The sequence below is a fragment of the Marinobacter piscis genome (assembly GCF_007671655.1).
GTDB classification, from domain to species: domain Bacteria; phylum Pseudomonadota; class Gammaproteobacteria; order Pseudomonadales; family Oleiphilaceae; genus Marinobacter; species Marinobacter piscensis.
The window spans coordinates 363,288-380,850 of sequence record NZ_VCGX01000002.1; the positions used below are offsets into that span (position 1 = coordinate 363,288).

Genomic DNA, 17,563 nt, shown 5'->3' on the forward strand with positions numbered 1-17,563 from the left:
TGACATTGAATAATTTATGTATCGGAGATGTGTGCGTGAGCAACAAAGATAACAAGACACTCAGTTCGCCGCTAATCGATGTTGTTATTATCGGAGCGGGCTTTGGCGGCCTGGGCATGGCTATTCAGCTGAAAAAGGCCGGCATTGGATCTTTCATCATTCTGGAAAAAGCAGGCAGCATTGGGGGCACCTGGCGCGACAACACCTACCCGGGAGCCGCCTGCGATGTGCAATCGCACCTTTACTCTTATTCTTTTGAGCCGAAGAGTGACTGGAGCCGTAAATTTGGCGCCCAGCCGGAAATTCATGCGTACATTGAACGCTGTGCCCACAAGTACAGACTGCACGAGCATATCCGCTTCAAAGAGGAAGTGGCATCCGCCGCGTTTAACGAGGCGGATGCCCAGTGGACCGTCAAAACAAAGAATGGAACCACCGTCTATACACGTGCGCTGGTCACGGCAACCGGCCAGTTAAACCAGCCTGCCTATCCCCGGTTTGCAGGAATGGAGCGTTTTAAAGGTAAGGTCTTTCACTCCGCCCGCTGGGATCATGACTATGATTTGACCGGCGATAAGGTCGCGGTGGTCGGAACCGGCGCCAGCGCCATTCAGTTTGTGCCCCGGATTGTTTCCTCCGTAAAAGAACTGAAGCTGTTTCAGCGCTCCGGCGCCTGGGTGATCCCGAAGCCAGACCGGCCATTCACCCGACTGGAGAAGCGGGTTTTTGAAGCGATCCCGCTAGCAGATCGTCTGTACCGGGCGTTAATTTACTGGAAAAACGAAAGCCGGGCGCTGGCATTCACACGCTTCAGCTTCATATTGAATATTTTCAAGTGGCAGGCACAGTGGATTGCCCGCAGGACAATCCAGGACCCGGAAAAACGCCAGAACATCATCCCCGACTACCCTATTGGGTGTAAGCGTATCCTCATCTCCAATGACTGGTATGAAGCCATTAACCGGGATAACCTCGACCTGATTACCAATGACATCGACCACATTGAGCCAGACGCCATTATTACCAAAGACGGTACTCGTTATGACGTCGATACCATTATTTATGCAACCGGTTTTAAAGCCACTGATTTTCTTGCGCCCATGAACATCACCGGGCTCAACGGGCGGGAGCTCAACCAGGTGTGGGCTGAAGGCGCAGAAGCGTATAAAGGCGTCTGCGTGAATGGTTTTCCGAATCTGTTTATTCTTTATGGGCCGAACACCAACCTCGCCCATAACTCGATTCTTTTCATGCTGGAGTCGCAGTTCCGGTACGTCGTTCAGGGCATACAAGCGGTGTTGGGTTCCGAACGACGCTATCTGCATGTAAAAGCGGAACGTCAGGATGACTTTTCGGTACGTATACAGGAGAAGCTCAAGGGAAGTGTCTGGGATGCCGGGTGTAGCTCCTGGTATAAAACAGCGTCGGGAAAGAACACCAACAACTGGCCGGGGTTCACGTTCAGTTACCGCAAGGCCACTGCCAATCTGGATTTGCAGGACTTCGAGGTGGAGTCCGGATAAGTGCGCTGTAACCCTTACCTGGTCGTATGTGGGGCAGCCTTAAGCTACAATGGCCGGCTTTAGTTTCACCCTCGAGGCCTGTCGCTGCATGTCTGCCCGCTCATCCGACGTGGATTATTCACCGCAAAAAGTCATCCTGATTATATTTTCCCTGGCCATGGGTGGCTTCGGGATTGGCACGGGTGAGTTCGCCATTATGGGGCTGATGCCCAATGTGGCTCAGGATTTCGGCGTTACCGAACCCCAGGTTGGCCACCTCATCAGTGCCTACGCACTGGGCGTTGTCATTGGCGCCCCACTGCTTGCGGTGTTTGGCGCCCAACTGTTTCGCAAACACCTGCTTATTGCGCTTATGGCCTTTTACGCCGTGGGTAATTTTGCCAGCGCTGTAGCCGGAAGTTACGAAACACTGATGATTTCACGGTTCGTTGCCGGGCTGCCCCACGGAGCCTACTTCGGGGTTGCGGCGCTGATGGCGGCTTCGCTGGTGCCACTCAATAAGCGAGCCAAGGCGGTGAGCTTTATTATGATGGGGCTGGCATTGGCACTATTGTTCGGTAACCCGCTGGCCACCATTATGGGGCAGAGCCTTGAGTGGCGGTATGCATTTGCTTTTGTCGCACTGATCGCCACTTTGACGACGGTTCTTGTGTCTGTTTTTCTTCCTCTGAACCGCGACGAAGTGCGCCACAGCTCCCTGAGCGAGCTGCGTGCGTTTAACCGGCCGCAAATCTGGTACCCACTGGCGATTGGCTCCATTGGCTTTGCCGGCATGTTTTGTGTTTTCAGTTATCTGGCGCCAACACTGCTGAATGTGACTCAGGCAGAACCTCTCTGGATTCCTGTGGCCCTGTTTGTATTCGGCCTGGGCGGTTTTTTTGGCAACATGCTTGGTGGCTGGCTGTTTGACCGGTTCCAGTTCCGAAGCGTGGGGCTGATACTTTTGTGGGCCGCCGTTATGCTGGCCCTGTTTCCACTGGCCACAGGCTCTATCTGGAGCATCCTGATCGCCTGCTTTCTGGTCGCACTCATGGTGGCCATGGGCCCTGCCCTGCAAACTCACCTGATGGATGTGGCACACGGTGCCCAAACCCTGGCTGCAGCGTCACACCATGCCGCTTTTAACCTGGCCAATGCGCTCGGGCCCTGGTTGGGTGGCATGGCCATCAGCGCTGGCATGGGCTGGCAGGTCACCGGTTACGTGGGTTCGGCCACCGCGGTGGGTGGCCTGATTATATTTCTGGTAGCGCAACATCAGCTAAAGAAACAGCCTGTTCATGGCTGACCTGATCTCAACGAAACTCAAAAACCTCCTGATGGAATTGTAACGAGAGTGAACGGTTCTTCAGTCCACGTCGTAAGGCTTTGGCGAGGCCCTGCGGCCCACAGAACCAGATGTCGACTTTCTGGCTCTGGATTTGCAGTCCGTCTGCATTCAATCGCTGGCCTTGCCGACTGTCATGGATATGTAGGGCCAGTTCCGGAAGTTGCTTCTCAAGATCCTGCAGGCGAGCCACCACCGGATCTTCCGTCGCTCCCGACGTGCAATAATGAAGAGCAACCGGTGAAGACTCCGGGTCAGTTGTGGTCAGCCGGCTTTCCATTGCAGCCAGAAAGGGTGTGATACCAATACCTCCGGCGACCCAGATCTGCTGTGCATTTTTTCGGCCACGGCCGGGATCGAAACGCCCATAAGGGCCTTCAAGCGTAACCGCCTGCCCACTCCGTAGCCGCTGCGGAATCTTGCGAGTGTAATCTCCCAATGCCTTGATCTGAAAGCCAACTTGTCCGCTGCCAGTGTCAGCACTGGAGAGAGTGAAAGGATGGGCTCCTTCAATGCGGTTGAACGTTACCAGGGCAAACTGTCCGGGCTTATGGCCAGGCCATTGGTTGCCGATATCACACACAACTTCCGTAATGTTGGCCGATGTCTGCTTCACGGCCTGAACCAGACCTTTATAGCGTCTACTCTTTCCTATCTGCCCCGTCAACGATTGCAGGCTGGCGACGGCACCGCCCGTTATCAATAACGCCATCAGCCAACCGGTGGGTTGTTGCCACCATTTGAGCGGGGCCAGCAACAGTGCATGGGCGGCCAGTACCAGATAAATCAGTGGCATTACCCGATGCAGGTACCGCCAGAAACCATACGGGACCCATCGGACGAGAGTAATAACTACCAGAAACGCGAGAAGATACAGTCCGGGCTCGCCCAGGTCTTCAGCGCCATCCTGCAGGCTGTCCAGCAGGCCCGAAAAATCAGCTTCTTTTAAGCTTCGATCGGTGCCAAACAGCGCTTCGAGGCTATCGTCCGCCATTTCGATCAGCCAGTGTGAGAGCGCAAAAGTAACGGCCAGAATGCCGGTCCACTTATGCAGTTGGTACATTCTGTCCAGACCACCCAGCGGCGACTCCAGCCATGGAGGCCGGGTCGCCAGCAACATGGTGATGGACATAAAGTTGATGGCAAGATAGCCACTGAGTGTCAGAAACAGCTCATAGCTCAGCCCCGGCGTCCAGAAGCTGACCTGGGCCGCCAAAAGTAAGAGAAGAGTGACACTGGTTCGTAGGTTAGGCACAAACAAACTCCGGTTTTGGGTTTGTTTGAATTCTGCAGGGTTAACCTGACACCAGCCTTAAACGTCTGTGTGCGGCACGACAATATTTACTTCTGCTTCAAAACCGTCGCTTTGGCCTGACGCGGGTGAGCGGAGGTTCAGAGTCATACCCGCGCCGCTGGCAATGGCTTCCACTATGGCAAGCCCGATGCCAGAGCCCAGTGTTTTTGTATCGGAGCGGACAAAGCGGTGGCGCAACATGGCGAGTTTTTCCGGCGGTACAATCTCACCTGCATTGGCTACTCTCAGGGTACCCACACCTGTCAGGCTGATATTGACTGGCCGGCCGGCATCACCGTGCCGGAGTGCGTTCTCTATCAGGTTTCTTGCCAGGATGGCAAAGGCATCAGGATCGAGTAATGACATTACGCGACTGTCTGGCAATTGCAGTCGGAGGCGACCGGGTGCCTCACGCTCGTAGTCGTCGGCGATCATTTGCAGGATGGGCACAAGGTCGTTGTCCTGTTCGGACAGTGTACTGGCCCCTTCGGCCTTCGCCAGTTCCAGCAACTTCTCCGACAACCTGGACAAAGCGCGAAGCGATTCTTCTATTTCGCCGGCTCGTGCTCTAACTCCGGCATCCCGGGTTTCGGTCCTTAATCGCTGGAGCTTGGCCAACGCCGTTGCCAGTGGTGTTCGCAACTCATGGGCGCTGTTTGCGGTAAAACTTCGCTCTGTTTCAAGTGCCCTGCGCAAGCGTTCCAATAAGCGGTTAACCGAAACCATGGTAGGCTCAAACTCTTTTGGCAGGCGCTCTACCACTACCGGAGAAAGGTCGCTACCACCACGGGTTTCTATTGATTGCTGCAGTACAACCACCTGACGAAGCGAGCGCTTTATCACCCACCACACCCCAATCAGGCTGATAGGGATCAGAGGTATCAGTGGCGTAAGCAATGCAAGGGTGGTATCCAGTATGGCTTCACGACGGTGGTCCAGGGGCTCGGCTACCTCAATGAACAGAGTATCGCTGATCGCCCCCTCCCCATATATACGGTGAGTTGGCGTATCGGTGAACCCTTCTTGAGGTTTGGCACCAAAAACGTGGGGGTCTGCATCGTGGGATTGCAGCAGTAGCTCGCCGGATGCGTCGCGGACCAGGTAGGTGAGGTACTCGTCGTGTTCTTTCAGCGTCAATGCCCGCTGACTGCCTGTCTCGCTTTCTCTGTTCAGAATATCAGTCACCGCAAATGGCAGGATACGCTGCGCGGTCTCTTCCAGGGCGCTGTCAAAAACTTCATTCATTTCATGTCGCGCAATGACTCCGGAAGCAATAACGCCCAGCAACCAGAGTAACGTCACCCCGAGGGTCAGCCAGGTGCCAAGTGTTTTCTGTAAGCTGGTTCTAGTGGTCATAAGACTCTAAACGATATCCCATACCTCTGACGGTAACGATGGCATCCCGTCCCAGCTTTTTGCGCAAGCGACTGATATAAACTTCTATGGTATTACTCTCAATTTCGGCTCCGAATTGGTACAGACGGTCTTCAAGCTGAGCGCGCGATAAAAGGATTCCCGGTCGCTGCAAAAAGCCCTCAAAGAGCGCCCACTCCCGGGCGGTGAGCTCCACGGGCTGGCCGTTACGGTTGATGCGATGATCACGAAGGTCCACATCAAAGTCGCCAACCTGCACAACGGGATTCGGGTTGCCTCGGTACCGCCGTGCTACTGCTGCCACTCTTGCTGACAACTCCGACAAATCAAACGGTTTAATCAGATAATCGTCGGCACCGGCATTCAGCCCTGCAATCCTGTCTGACACCTGATCTCTGGCCGTCAGAATAATGACGGGAGTTACATCACCGGCGGCGCGTAGCTTCTTCAGAAAATCAAAACCGTGGCCATCCGGCAGCATCAAATCGAGCAGAATCAGGTTGTATTCGGTGGTTTTTACGCTGCTTTCAGCAAAACCGAGGCTCTCTACCCAGTCAACTGCATGACCATCTTCACTGATCTGATCCCGCACGGCCTCGCCCAGCCCGGTTGTATCTTCAACCAACAGTATCCGCATGTTGTCACCTTTAACTGATCACGACTCAAAGATACTACAGGCCGCACCTGACAGCAGCCTGAATGCCCTAGATAACCTTCCTGCCAATCTGTCACCTGACAACTCGTTCAGGTCAGTGTCAGGTAAGAGTCTTAAGGTTGATTGAACGGATTCAATTGGAGACACGCTATGAAACTCAAACCCATTGTTATCAGCGTTTCATTACTGCTTATGAGTGGAAACGTCCTGGCTGATGATGACTGTGATGACCCGGTTGCCCAATGGCAACCCCGGGAAAATCTGCGAAAGCAACTGGAAGCCGAAGGATGGAAGGTGTTCCGCATCAAGGTGGATGACGGTTGTTACGAGGTTAAAGGGAGGCACCCGAATGGGTATCGCGTGGAAGCCGAGTACTCTCCGGCAACCTTTGAGCTGATGGACATAGAGCGGGAAGACGACGACGAGGAGATTACATCATGAAAAAGATTCTGTTTGCACTGGGACTTGCGACGGTAATGGCGTTACCGGCTTATGCGCAGGCCCGGGAAGTCACCTTTAACACGCAGTTGAAAAGCTATGGTGGTGATGGAGCTTACCTGGCGCTCTACCTCACCGATGCCAATGGCACTTACCAGGGCACCCTCTGGATTGCTGGTGAGAAAAACAAATATTACAAGCACCTGCGGGACTGGGCGCGAGGCAGTGGTCTGAATCGAGCTGAATACGACGGCTTGACCGGCGCCAGTGTAACCAGCGGCCGCGCCCTGAAAGTGACCCTGGAACTTGATGACGCACTGATTGATTCCGGTTACCAGGTTCGTGTTGATACCGCTGTTGAAGACATGCGTGACAACCGTTCGGATGTGGTTGTACCTCTGACCACTGAGGGCTCTGGCAAGACGGTTTCTGGCCGTGGCTATGTCCAGTCCTTTGTCTATAACCTCAAGTAACCGACGGGAGACACATTAATGTTGCGTAAACTCCATGGTTTGCCTGGATTGGTTGCCGCATTGTTATTAGTGGTGCTGGCGACCTCCGGAGCTGTCTTGTCCATAGTGCCGGCACTTGAGCGGTCGGCCTCGATTGTCCCCGCAGCGGGCGAATTGAACGCGGCCGAGCTCGCCGGCCGCGTACTGGAGCATTACCCGGATACCGAACAAATCTCCCGCTCTCTTTCCGGCGAAGTCGTCGTTTATTACAGCCGCAATGGCCAGCCAGGTGCGGATAAAGTTAATCCCCTGACTGGAGAAGGCGTTGCCCCCTATCAGCCAGCGGCCTGGTTGCGCTGGGTAAAGAACTTGCATCGGTCATTTCTGTTTGATGATACCGGGCGGGTATTGGCAGGAATCCTCGCAGCGCTGATGGTCTTGATCTGTCTGTCTGGCATGTTCCTTTTGGCCCGGCGTCTGGGGGGCTGGAAGTCTGTGTTACGGCCCATTTCAGGTTCAGGTAGTCCGCGGATTCATGCTGAACTGGCACGGTTTGCGATAATTGGCTTACTACTGTCGGCACTGACTGGCACCTACATGTCTGCCATCAGGTTTGGCTTGTTGCCGGAAGGTGCCAATACAGAGCCATCGTTTCCGGCGCAAGTCTCAGGCGGCACACCGGCGCCGGCGGACTCTTTGAGCGCGCTAAAGAGCGTAGATGTCAATGAACTGCGTGAGCTGGTCTTTCCCTATCCGGATGACCCCAAAGATGTCTATTCGCTGAGCACCACTCGAGGCTCCGGGTTCATTGATCAGTCAACCGGAGAACTGCTGCAGTATGAGTCACGCTCGGCTGGCAACCAGTTTCAGCATTGGATGGTTCGCCTGCATACGGGTGAAGGCTTGTGGTGGTTAGGTCTGATCCTCGGAATAGCAGCACTGACCGTGCCGGCGCTATCATTTACCGGCCTGCAGATCTGGTGGAAACGACGCTCCTCAGCCGTACACCTGGGTAAAAATGCCCCTGTAGACGCGGCAGATGTTGTTGTGCTCGTGGGTTCTGAAAGCAACTCCACCTGGGGGTTCGCGAAAGACCTTAAGGACAAGCTCAACCAGGCAGGAAAGAAAGTGTACTGCGCGCCAATGAATGACCTGGCGGAATGCTATCCGCAAGCTTCCGTACTTTTCGTTCTCACATCCACCTATGGTGACGGTGATGCGCCCTCCTCTGCCAGCCAGTTTATGACCCGGCTTGAATCGTTCAAGGCGAATGACGGATTGGAATTTGTGGTTCTCGGATTTGGCGACCGGCAATTCCCGAAATTCTGCCAGTACGCGCAGGATGTGGATGCGGCTCTCTGCAAGAAGGGGTTAAAACAAATGCAACCCGTTACCCGGATTAATTGCGGTTCCGCGCAGCAATTCCGGGAATGGGGTGAGTCCATCAGTGAGCATATGGGTATTTCACTGGAGCTGACCCATAACCCTGCACCCGCTGTCGCTTTCGGGTTTAAGCTTATCGAGCGCGTGGACTACGGCGTTGCAGTAAATGCACCCACTACTATATTACGGTTCAAACCGGTGCAGGATAACACAGGTTTTCTGCAGAGACTGATGGTCCGAAATCGTAAAAATCTGCCGGATTTTGAGGCGGGTGATCTGCTCGGAGTTGCCCCTCCCGGGGATCACGCAGCCCGGTTCTATTCCCTGGCATCCTCAGCAACGGATGGGGTACTGGAAATCTGTGTCCGTAAACAGACAAATGGCCTTTGTTCAGGCTACCTGCACAGCCTTGAACCAGGCGACCGGATTCGCGGCTTTATCCAGAAAAACCCGGGCTTTCGTCCTGCGGGCGGCGCAACCCCCATTATTCTCGTGGGCGCTGGCGCTGGAATCGGGCCACTTGCCGGCTTCATCCGGAAAAATACCGAGCGCAACCCCATGTACCTTTATTGGGGCGGTCGTAACCGGCAATCGGATTTTCTCTATCAGCCAGAGCTTGGCCGATATTTGAATGATCAACGGCTTACCCGGCTGAATACTGCCTTTTCCCGATCGTCGGAACAAGCGTATGTGCAAGATGCCATTATTGCTGATGAAATCGCACTGCAACAGCTGGTTATGAAAGGTGCCCAGGTTCTGGTGTGCGGCGGCCGGGACATGGCCGCAGGAGTAAAACAGGTATTTGAATCAATTCTCAAACCGCTGGGCCTGGATGTAGAAACACTGAAAACCAACGGGCGATACCTGGAAGATGTGTATTGACCGGGGACCGTGATCAGGTCCCCGGGTATGGTCAGTGAATTATTCCAGTGACTTTTGCAGCTCCTGCTGATGTTTCAGCATTTGCTCCATCATCAGCTGCATCTGATCCATCCGCTCTTCCATTAGCTCAATACGATCCCCTGAGTTGCGGGTGGATTGGCCCTGGCCTGAATTCCCCTGCATGCCCTGGCCACTCATCATCCCCTGGTGATGGCCCGACCCCCGGTGATTCATCATTCCGCCACGCATCATCTGCATATGTTCTTGCATTTGCCCCATATGCTGATACATGAGTTTTTGTCGGTTTTTCCCGGAACTTTCATGCATCCTGGGTCCCATTTCCTGCATACGAGACATGTTCTGATGCATTTGCTGCATTTGTTCCGGCGACATCATAGCGCCAGGCCCCCGCTGATTTCCTGCTCCCTGTGCCAGGGCGACAGGTGTGGCCATAACTAAAGATATTGCAATTATTTTGGTAAAGCGCTTCATTGCGAACCTCTCTTTACAGTATTACTTAAATTTAACATTTCCATGCATACCTGCCTGATAGTGGCCCGGTACGTTGTAGGCAAACTCAATGCTTTCCTGGGTGAATTTCCAGATGATTTCGTCACTTTCACTCGACTCTAACGTCGGAACCTTCCCCTGTAAAATAACTGAATTTGAAGCCAGCCTGACTAGCCGAAACTACGCGGATATATCGCTATAACGTTTGATACTATCGCGCACCAAACTGAATTCTTGCTGAAAATCCCGGAGTATTTATCAATCAGGCTGATTTCAGTTTAGCGCAGGGAATGCGCCTCCCCTATTTCCGCCCAATGAGTGATACGTTGCTTGTCACCATCCCAGAAGTACTTCAGGTGCGGTCCTTGTACGGGTATGGAAACCGCTTTCGGCTTAAAAGCTGCGATACATTCGTCGCCGGGATGGCGAACGCTGTTGTACACCAGTCCATTTGAACCTTTTTTTCGCCATCGGCTCGCAAACGTCTGGCTTAAGCTGTAATCGTCCGCATCCGGATTATGCAGATCGTTGAACTCAGGTCCGCGGATATCGTGCATACTCATGGTTACGGAGCCTATGTAAGCCCTCATAGTCAGCGCAATCGAATCTTCGTTGGCGGCTGCCATTTCCCGCTCCTTGTGAAAAACCGTCTCGCGAATAGCACCTTCCAGCGAACTGGCAGCGTAGTACACTCCAAAGTGCCGATCTGCAAAACGGCTTCCAAACCCAATATGCGTGAACGATGCCATGACAGGTGAGCTGCCAGGGCCACTGATCCGGTCGCCGGGTTGCACCAACCGGATATCCCCTGCTTCGTCGAGCAGTCGGGGGTTGGTCATGCTTTCAATCTCAAACGCCAGTTCAAATTCGTCTGGCTCATAGATGCGCTCGAAAAGATCAATCGGCGGGTAATGACTGGGAATGATTCGGTAGGTTTCCCATTCGGGACGATGTAACGGCGGGGTGGCGAACATTACCACCCTCGTTTGGCATCGAAATACTGACGGGTCAGCATCAGGTTCATCATGGAGCCTTGGGTCATGAACTCCATGGCTGATTTGCCACAAAAAGGTATATCCGACGTTTTCAGGCGAATTCTTCGGTTTGCTCGTTCATGGGTCGGATACAACAGCTGTAAAGCCTTGTAGATGCCCAGGATATAACTGATGCGTTCCATTGTATCCCGGGAAAGCTTGACCGGCTTGAGCTTTGCGTAGTTATAGAGTGTAGTTCTGGAGGGACCTCCAAGCAGTCTGCTCCGCTCCTCAGTGGTACAGCCCCATTCGTCCGTAATCCGAAAGAACCCTTTAAGCGCGACGCGGCCTTTCTCGGCCTCGCGATCACTCTCTGCACTCTTTCGCTCAATAACCGCTGTCATGACGCACCCCACTGCTTAACGATGTTCACATATGAACAATATAGAATCATTCGATCAAAATTGACACTGCTGATCTGCCCGGCTCTGATGTAGCGGCAGCCATAGGCGAAAGCCCGGTTTTGCCGGATAATGGGTGCAGCGCGTGGTTAATGCGCCCTGAGTCTTTATTGGGGAGTACGTCAAAATGGTATCCATCAGGTCGGTGCACGGCTCCGCCAGGCTGCTTCTGGATGTTACCCGTGGTGTTACCCGGATTACGGAACAGACTCATCGCACGATTGTCCGCGAGGTTAACCCTCTGAACCGGTTGCGGGATATTGTAGGCGTGACACCTGAAGAGCCTCAGGGACCGCAAGGGCACACGTATCGGGTTATTCAATCGACCCTGTCCTTGCTACAGAAAGGGGTGGATATGTCCTTTGATACAGTTGCTGTGGAGGATACGCGTTCACCCGCACCGCAAAACATGAACGTTGCGGCTGCATTGAACGGAGTGTGCGGGGATCATCTCGAAGCGAGCAATAACCCCCTGGCAATAAACATGCACTTCCGGAACAGCCGGGGGGAAATAGTACAGTCTGATTCAGAACATATCCGTGCCAGATTACCCGGTGCCAGCTCCCGTCTCGTGGTGTTGGTCCATGGCCTGTGCCTCTCGCATGACTACTGGAAAGGCCATAATGAGGGCAATCTGGGGACCGAACTGGAGCGTGCGCACGGCATCACCCCGCTGTACCTGACTTACAATACCGGAAAGCATATTTCCATTAATGGCAGGGAGTTAAGCCAACAACTTCAGAATATGATTGAAGCCTGGCCGGTAGATGTTGAGGAATTAATTCTGGTCGGCCATAGCATGGGTGGGCTGGTTATCCGCAGTGCCTGCTGGTATGCCAGTGAACCTGAATTGTCTTGGATCGACCATTTGAAGAAAGCGGTTTACCTTGGCTCTCCGCACCATGGCGCAGCTCTGGCGAAAGCGAGTCATTTGCTGACATCCACCATGAAAAAGTTCCGCTATGCCCGTCCTTTCGCCCTGGGACAGCATACCAGCGCCGGCATCAAAGACCTGCGCCACGGTAACCTTCTGGACGAAGACTGGGAAGGTATCAACCCGGACGATTTTTCTCCGGACGCTCGCAAGCCTGTGCCATTGCCTGCAGGCACCCGCCACTTCTTCATTGCCGCTGCCGTTGGCAATAAAACAACCGATTTCACCAGTGCTATAATAGGTGATCTCCTGGTGCGGCTGGACAGCGCCAAAGGCCATCATCGTGATGAGCTAAAAAGGCTCTCCATACGCCCGCAAGACTGCCGGGTGTTCGAGAACCTGAATCACCTGGACCTGCTCGACAACAAAGTGGTCCATGATCAGGTTCTCGAATGGCTGGCCTGACGGGCGGTCGCTAGCCGCCCCTTTGCATACCGCTTTCCTGCATAATCAATGAAACCAGTTCGGCCGCTGGCAGCTCCCGTGCCAGAGGCGCCCCCTGGCCTGCCCAGTGGGCTGCAAATTCGTGATTACCCTTTTTTGAAGCAGCAGCATTAAGGCGTTTGGCCGCATCGTATGCCACCGGGTAATCTGCAGGCCCCGGGCTATCGTTTGCCTCGCCGAATGAGATCAGCCGGTTGACTATCCCACGTGCCGGCCTGCCGGACAGTGCCTTGGTTAAACGGGTCTGCGCAGCTTTCTCACTTTTCAGTGCGTCCCGGTAGGCAGCGTTTGCGGATGACTCCGGGCACAACACAAACGCGGTGCCGAGCTGTACGGCTGCTGCGCCTGCCTCCAGAGCGGCTTTCATTGCAAAACCATCCATGATTCCACCTGCGGCGATGATCGGAAGCTTTGTCTGACCTGAAAGAGCCCGAACAAGCACCATCGTGCTCCAGCCTTCATCCGGAGCATCCGGGTTGAACACTCCCCGGTGCCCGCCGGCCTCAATACCCTGCGCCACAATGGCATCAACGCCAGCGGCTTCAATCATCGCAGCCTCAGCCGGACATGTTGCTGCTGCCAATGTATAGATCCCGGCCTCCTGCAGGCGTGCAATGCATTGGGCGGAGGGAAGGCCGAAATGGAAGCTGACAACCGCAGGCTTTGCTTCAAGCAACATGTTCAGAGTTTCAGTGTCTTCTACAAATGATGTGTAGATTTCACTAAGCGAATCCGGGGGTACAGTACCTGCTTCCTCAAACAACGGAGACAGATACCGCAGCCATGACGCTTCTGCGCTTTCATCACGGCGCGCCGGCTTGTGGCAGAACACATTCACATTGAACGGCCCGGCTGTAAGTGCCCGGGTCTGTTCAATCATGTCCCGGGCCTTTGCGGCAGAGCTGGCGCCTATCCCTAACGAGCCCAGCCCGCCTGCATTGGTTACAGCCGCTGCCAGCCCGGGTGTGGAGACCCCGGCCATAGGCGCCTGAATGATGGGATAACGAATACCTGTACGCTTCAGCATAGAGTCGGATGACGGCATAGTAACTCCTGTAATACCCCGGTTCTGGCCCAAACATTGTCGGAAAAAAGCCGGTGCTTCAAGTGTTTTAGACAGCGTCTTTGACAAACAGCTAATAACAGACAATGGTTCAGAGGTATAGCATGGTCTAAAGCCAGGGAGTAGATACAGCTCCTCAATCGGACACACCGTGGGATTTTTGCGAATGACCTTTGCACGCATTGCCGGCACCGGCTCTTATTTACCAGACAATATTGTTACCAACAAAGACCTTGAAAAGACGGTGGATACCACGGATGCCTGGATCCGTGAACGCACCGGCATTGAGCAACGACATATTGCCGTGGATGGCCAGACAACAGTTGATCTGGCAGAGCCCGCTGCACGAAAAGCGATTGCAGCGGCGGGCATTGATACCAGCGAGATTGATCTGATTATTTTCGCAACCTCCACTCCAGACAAAATATTCCCGAGCTCCGCCTGCATTCTCCAGGCCCGACTGGGTATTCAGGGCTGTCCCGCTTTTGACATACAGGCGGTGTGTAGTGGTTTTGTCTATGCCCTTTCAGTGGCCGACAAGTTCATAAAAACCGGAAGCAGCAAAAAGGCACTGGTGATAGGTGCCGAGGTTTTCTCCAGGATTATTGACTGGTCAGACCGGGGCACCTGTGTGCTGTTCGGAGACGGGGCCGGCGCCGTTGTGCTTGAAGCCTCTGAAGAAACCGGAATTCTTTCTACCCATATTCATGCCGACGGCCAATACGAAGAACTGCTTCATGTGCCCTGCGGCATTGCGGATGGGTTTGACCGGGTTAAAGCCGGAGAAGCCTTTGTGGAGATGAAGGGTAACGAAGTGTTCAAGGTTGCCGTAAACACTCTGGGAAAGATTGTTGATGAAACCCTTAGCGCCAACCAGATGGAAAAGTCTGACATCGACTGGTTGGTTCCCCACCAGGCGAACTTGCGCATTATTTCCGCTACTGCCAGAAAACTGAACATGGCAATGGATCAGGTTGTGGTGACGGTCAATAAGCACGGCAACACATCTGCCGCGTCTATTCCGTTGGCACTCGACGTGGCGGTGCGGGATGAACGTATCCAACGCAACGATGTCGTCCTGCTTGAAGCTTTTGGTGGTGGCTTTACCTGGGGCTCGGCGCTGCTGCGTTACTGACTGACGCCCTTTCCGCACTGTCCCGTAACACTGCTTTGCCTGCATTCGGGTGTATTTCTCTGTGCGAATTCGCTATACTGTTTTTTTATACAGTAAAGCAAGCATTCACTGCGAGGAACAACCATGGCAGTACAAGCAGTTTATTTTTCTGATAGGGACGGCCTGGATATGGCATTAAAAAATCCGGATACCATGCTTTTCACATCAAAAGCAGAGGCCGATGCCCGCGATAAAGTACTGGAGCTGGCGGAAGAAATTCAGGTTTACCTCATTCGTGAAGTTGAGGGGCTGGGCGAAGATATGGCGGAAAAATGTGCCATGGCCATTGCCGAAGACAAAGACCTCTTCCACAAAGCGCTCAAAAAACCGGGGCTTCTGAACGCTGCTCAGGAATAATCCGGGCAGCGGGCCTTCGGCCCGGACAATCTGACCTTCTCACTTTGTTACTGTATTTAATTTTCTTATTCGCCTAAAATCATAGGATGATTGGATGACCATTTAAGTGGATGATCGGTTAACCGGGTGAAAACCAATGCTCAAGCGAATTCAGAAAGGCTCGCTGGTAGAAACCGCCATAGAAAGCCTGAGACACGCAATAGAAAACCAGCAGTGGCAGGTTGGCGACAGATTACCCGTGGAATCTGAGCTTTCCGACGCGTTGGGAGTAAGTCGTAATACTGTGCGGGAGGCGGTGCGGGTACTGGCACACGCAGGCATGCTGGAAACCCGGCAGGGAGACGGCACTTATGTGAGAGCGACCCGTGATGCCGGCGAGACCCTCAGGCGCATAGCCCGCACACAGCTTACAGATCAGCTGGAGGTGCGCATCATGCTGGAAACCGAAGCGGCAAAACTGGCTGCACTGCGGCGAACCGATCCGAACATTCGCGCCATGACGGCGGCGCTGGATGCCCGGGGCAGAGCCGATAACTCACTTGCCGAACGCGTTCGTCACGACGAGACGTTTCATCATGCTCTCGTCGCTGCCTCCCACAACTCAGCGCTGACTGAGTTGTATGATTATTTTTCCCATGCCATTACGGAAACAATCGAGCGCACTGAAAACGACGCGGATTTACCGGAGCCCTCACAGGAAGACCATGAGCTTTTGCTCGCGGCTATCCGCCGCCAGGATCCGGAAAAAGCAGAAAAACTGGCCCGGGATCTTCTTGCCCCCAGCCTTATTGCCCTGCGTAAAAGAGAGCCCTGAGCAATGCGGTTCCGTCCTGACACCTTTACACTTCTTCTGCTTGGCGCTATTGCCCTGGCTTCCTTTCTGCCGGCCACAGGCACGGCAGGCAACGCACTGGCAACTGCGGGAACGGTCGCGGTTGCCCTGCTCTTCTTTTTCCACGGCGCCGCACTCTCACGGGAGCAAATTGTTGCCGGAGCTTCTCACTGGCAGCTGCACATACTGATCACAGCGCTCACCTTCGGCTTCTTCCCGCTCATTGTTCTTCCCATTAATGGCATCAGCAGCCTTGCGCCCTCATGGATGCCGGCGGATCTGGGGCTTGGATTTCTCTATCTCGGGGTGCTGCCCTCTGCAGTCTCTTCTTCCATAGCTTATACGGCCGTCGCCCGCGGTAACGTACCGGCTGCTATTTGCAGCGCCGCGGCCTCCAACGTCTTTGGAATGATGCTGACGCCCTTTCTGTTGTTGTTGCTGGTCAGTTCCGCGGGCGACGGGAACTTCGCCGTAGGCGAGGCATTGAAAGACATTGTGTTGCAGTTATTACTGCCATTCGGGATCGGACACGCCATGCGCCCACTGATCGGAGGTTATCTTGCGCGAAACGAGAACCTGATGACACGGTACGACAAAGGGGTGATCTGGCTGATTGTATACTCTGCGTTTTCACACTCAGTTGAAAGTGGTCTCTGGCAGAACCTGCCTGTCAGAGCTATTGTGCTCACCATTGTTCTGTGTATCGGGCTGCTGGCGGTATTCATGTTCTTTGCGAGGTTTCTGGTACGCAGGTTCGGGTTCAGCCTGGAAGATGAAGCAGCGGTTGTTTTCTGTGGCTCCAAGAAGAGTCTGGCCTCCGGGTTGCCTATGGCCAAGGTGCTTTTTTCCGGGCATCCGGGGTTTGGCATGATCGTCCTGCCAATCATGTGCTACAACCAGGTTCAGATTATTGTAGGCGCTGTGCTGGCCGAGAAATACCGGGACAGAATAACCACTCTCCGGTAATAAGCACCGCGCCGGTCAGCCTCCTCCCATGCCACCAAAAAGAATGGCCAGTATAATAAGGCCGACAATCCAGCCTATGACCGCAGGCCAGAAATTAACAATTTGCGGTGCTTCGGAATCCAGAGGCTCACTGTCCTTGTCTGCACCAGACATATCCTGTTCTTCTTCCTGGAATGTGACATCTTGCAGGCTGTGCCAGTCAAACCACTCCCCCAGAAAACCGGTAACCGGCCCCGGCAAACTGCCATTTTCTGCCATGGGTCGCAGGCGTGGCTCCAGTTGCCGGGCAATTTCCTGGCGTAAAGGCGGCTTATCGGCGGGTGGCTCGCAGAGGATTGCTTTCCAGATTCCCGCATCTTTGCTTCTGCCAGAATCATTCAGAAGCGCTTTAACCTGAATTATTACCTCCCGGACAACCTGGTTCTCAGTCGTATCAAGCTCCCTCTCTGTGGAGTTTGTCATATCAGGCGTACTCCCCCGTGCATTCATTACATTTTTGAGAGACAAACGGCATGTAGTCAAC

Annotated in this window: 17 protein-coding genes and 1 pseudogene; 10 read left to right on the forward strand and 8 right to left on the reverse strand. The window is 54.0% G+C overall.

All coding sequences use genetic code 11. The features are described 5' to 3' along the window. Positions 1-35: 35 nt before the first annotated feature. Positions 36-1,523, forward strand: coding sequence for a flavin-containing monooxygenase (locus FFI95_RS07395; protein WP_281288515.1), 1,488 nt, complete (start codon positions 36-38; stop codon positions 1,521-1,523). Positions 1,524-1,611: 88 nt separating this feature from the next. Next, complete coding sequence (locus FFI95_RS07400) at positions 1,612-2,808, forward strand: MFS transporter (RefSeq protein WP_246069448.1); 1,197 nt, start codon at positions 1,612-1,614, stop codon at positions 2,806-2,808. Between the two features lie 7 nt (positions 2,809-2,815). Here FFI95_RS07400 and FFI95_RS07405 read toward each other — a convergent pair whose 3' ends face one another. The 3 genes from FFI95_RS07405 to FFI95_RS07415 are packed head-to-tail and all read right to left on the reverse strand — an operon-like array spanning position 2,816 to position 6,152. Further along, positions 2,816-4,102, reverse strand: coding sequence for a ferredoxin reductase family protein (locus FFI95_RS07405; protein WP_144821788.1), 1,287 nt, complete (start codon positions 4,100-4,102; stop codon positions 2,816-2,818). 57 nt (positions 4,103-4,159) lie between these two features. After that, the gene (locus FFI95_RS07410; protein WP_144821789.1) at positions 4,160-5,497 is read right to left on the reverse strand and encodes an ATP-binding protein; all 1,338 of its coding nucleotides are present in this window, start codon (positions 5,495-5,497) and stop codon (positions 4,160-4,162) included. Continuing rightward, positions 5,487-6,152 (reverse strand): response regulator, encoded by a 666-nt coding sequence (locus FFI95_RS07415; protein WP_144821790.1) that lies wholly within the window; start codon positions 6,150-6,152, stop codon positions 5,487-5,489. Before FFI95_RS07415 ends, FFI95_RS07410 begins: the two co-directional genes overlap by 11 nt. Before the next feature lie 168 nt (positions 6,153-6,320). On the opposite strand from FFI95_RS07415, the gene FFI95_RS07420 reads away from it, so the two are divergent. The 3 genes from FFI95_RS07420 to FFI95_RS07430 are packed head-to-tail and all read left to right on the forward strand — an operon-like array spanning position 6,321 to position 9,325. Continuing rightward, on the forward strand, positions 6,321-6,611 hold the full coding sequence (locus FFI95_RS07420; protein ID WP_144821791.1) for a PepSY domain-containing protein: 291 nt from the start codon (positions 6,321-6,323) through the stop codon (positions 6,609-6,611). Continuing rightward, positions 6,608-7,081, forward strand: coding sequence for a DUF2271 domain-containing protein (locus FFI95_RS07425; protein WP_144821792.1), 474 nt, complete (start codon positions 6,608-6,610; stop codon positions 7,079-7,081). Before FFI95_RS07420 ends, FFI95_RS07425 begins: the two co-directional genes overlap by 4 nt. Positions 7,082-7,099: 18 nt before the next feature. Next, positions 7,100-9,325 carry a PepSY domain-containing protein gene (locus FFI95_RS07430; protein ID WP_144821793.1) on the forward strand — a complete coding sequence of 742 codons (2,226 nt, stop codon included), beginning with the start codon at positions 7,100-7,102 and terminating at the stop codon, positions 9,323-9,325. A gap of 39 nt (positions 9,326-9,364) precedes the next feature. Here the strand turns inward: FFI95_RS07430 and FFI95_RS07435 are convergent, their stop codons facing one another. From FFI95_RS07435 to FFI95_RS07450, 3 genes are all read right to left on the reverse strand, one after another. After that, positions 9,365-9,817: a DUF4175 domain-containing protein gene (locus tag FFI95_RS07435; protein ID WP_144821794.1), complete on the reverse strand. Its 453-nt coding sequence runs from the start codon at positions 9,815-9,817 to the stop codon at positions 9,365-9,367. A gap of 296 nt (positions 9,818-10,113) precedes the next feature. Next, the gene (locus FFI95_RS07445; RefSeq protein ID WP_144821795.1) at positions 10,114-10,809 is read right to left on the reverse strand and encodes an RES family NAD+ phosphorylase; all 696 of its coding nucleotides are present in this window, start codon (positions 10,807-10,809) and stop codon (positions 10,114-10,116) included. Then, positions 10,809-11,213: an antitoxin Xre-like helix-turn-helix domain-containing protein gene (locus FFI95_RS07450; protein WP_144821796.1), complete on the reverse strand. Its 405-nt coding sequence runs from the start codon at positions 11,211-11,213 to the stop codon at positions 10,809-10,811. The genes FFI95_RS07445 and FFI95_RS07450 overlap by 1 nt, the downstream gene beginning before the upstream one ends. Positions 11,214-11,397: 184 nt before the next feature. Between FFI95_RS07450 and FFI95_RS07455 the strand changes: the two genes are divergently transcribed. Next, positions 11,398-12,609, forward strand: coding sequence for an esterase/lipase family protein (locus tag FFI95_RS07455; protein WP_144821797.1), 1,212 nt, complete (start codon positions 11,398-11,400; stop codon positions 12,607-12,609). 10 nt (positions 12,610-12,619) lie between these two features. Here the strand turns inward: FFI95_RS07455 and FFI95_RS07460 are convergent, their stop codons facing one another. After that, positions 12,620-13,693 (reverse strand): NAD(P)H-dependent flavin oxidoreductase, encoded by a 1,074-nt coding sequence (locus FFI95_RS07460; RefSeq protein WP_144821798.1) that lies wholly within the window; start codon positions 13,691-13,693, stop codon positions 12,620-12,622. Between the two features lie 184 nt (positions 13,694-13,877). On the opposite strand from FFI95_RS07460, the gene FFI95_RS07465 reads away from it, so the two are divergent. From FFI95_RS07465 to FFI95_RS07480, 4 genes are all read left to right on the forward strand, one after another. Then, positions 13,878-14,846 carry a beta-ketoacyl-ACP synthase III gene (locus tag FFI95_RS07465; RefSeq protein WP_144821799.1) on the forward strand — a complete coding sequence of 323 codons (969 nt, stop codon included), beginning with the start codon at positions 13,878-13,880 and terminating at the stop codon, positions 14,844-14,846. A gap of 123 nt (positions 14,847-14,969) precedes the next feature. Further along, positions 14,970-15,242, forward strand: a complete 273-nt coding sequence (locus tag FFI95_RS07470; RefSeq protein WP_144821800.1) for a YebG family protein — start codon at positions 14,970-14,972, stop codon at positions 15,240-15,242. A gap of 136 nt (positions 15,243-15,378) precedes the next feature. After that, the gene (locus FFI95_RS07475) at positions 15,379-16,056 is read left to right on the forward strand and encodes a FadR/GntR family transcriptional regulator (RefSeq protein ID WP_144821801.1); all 678 of its coding nucleotides are present in this window, start codon (positions 15,379-15,381) and stop codon (positions 16,054-16,056) included. 3 nt (positions 16,057-16,059) lie between these two features. Then, positions 16,060-17,040, forward strand: a complete 981-nt coding sequence (locus tag FFI95_RS07480; protein WP_144821802.1) for a bile acid:sodium symporter family protein — start codon at positions 16,060-16,062, stop codon at positions 17,038-17,040. 15 nt (positions 17,041-17,055) lie between these two features. Here the strand turns inward: FFI95_RS07480 and FFI95_RS07485 are convergent. Continuing rightward, positions 17,056-17,478: pseudogene (locus FFI95_RS07485) on the reverse strand (J domain-containing protein); the annotation flags it as partial. Positions 17,479-17,563: the final 85 nt, after the last annotated feature.

What these genes read in the sequence shown, in the direction of transcription:
- FFI95_RS07400 (WP_246069448.1), top strand. Translation starts at nt 1,612, where the DNA reads ATGTCTGCCCGCTCATCCGACGTGGATTATTCACCGCAAAAAGTCATC.
- FFI95_RS07410 (WP_144821789.1), bottom strand. Translation starts at nt 5,497, where the DNA reads ATGACCACTAGAACCAGCTTACAGAAAACACTTGGCACCTGGCTGACC.
- FFI95_RS07415 (WP_144821790.1), bottom strand. Translation starts at nt 6,152, where the DNA reads ATGCGGATACTGTTGGTTGAAGATACAACCGGGCTGGGCGAGGCCGTG.
- FFI95_RS07420 (WP_144821791.1), top strand. Translation starts at nt 6,321, where the DNA reads ATGAAACTCAAACCCATTGTTATCAGCGTTTCATTACTGCTTATGAGT.
- FFI95_RS07425 (WP_144821792.1), top strand. Translation starts at nt 6,608, where the DNA reads ATGAAAAAGATTCTGTTTGCACTGGGACTTGCGACGGTAATGGCGTTA.
- FFI95_RS07430 (WP_144821793.1), top strand. Translation starts at nt 7,100, where the DNA reads ATGTTGCGTAAACTCCATGGTTTGCCTGGATTGGTTGCCGCATTGTTA.
- FFI95_RS07435 (WP_144821794.1), bottom strand. Translation starts at nt 9,817, where the DNA reads ATGAAGCGCTTTACCAAAATAATTGCAATATCTTTAGTTATGGCCACA.
- FFI95_RS07445 (WP_144821795.1), bottom strand. Translation starts at nt 10,809, where the DNA reads ATGTTCGCCACCCCGCCGTTACATCGTCCCGAATGGGAAACCTACCGA.
- FFI95_RS07450 (WP_144821796.1), bottom strand. Translation starts at nt 11,213, where the DNA reads ATGACAGCGGTTATTGAGCGAAAGAGTGCAGAGAGTGATCGCGAGGCC.
- FFI95_RS07455 (WP_144821797.1), top strand. Translation starts at nt 11,398, where the DNA reads ATGGTATCCATCAGGTCGGTGCACGGCTCCGCCAGGCTGCTTCTGGAT.
- FFI95_RS07460 (WP_144821798.1), bottom strand. Translation starts at nt 13,693, where the DNA reads ATGCCGTCATCCGACTCTATGCTGAAGCGTACAGGTATTCGTTATCCC.
- FFI95_RS07465 (WP_144821799.1), top strand. Translation starts at nt 13,878, where the DNA reads ATGACCTTTGCACGCATTGCCGGCACCGGCTCTTATTTACCAGACAAT.
- FFI95_RS07470 (WP_144821800.1), top strand. Translation starts at nt 14,970, where the DNA reads ATGGCAGTACAAGCAGTTTATTTTTCTGATAGGGACGGCCTGGATATG.
- FFI95_RS07475 (WP_144821801.1), top strand. Translation starts at nt 15,379, where the DNA reads ATGCTCAAGCGAATTCAGAAAGGCTCGCTGGTAGAAACCGCCATAGAA.
- FFI95_RS07480 (WP_144821802.1), top strand. Translation starts at nt 16,060, where the DNA reads ATGCGGTTCCGTCCTGACACCTTTACACTTCTTCTGCTTGGCGCTATT.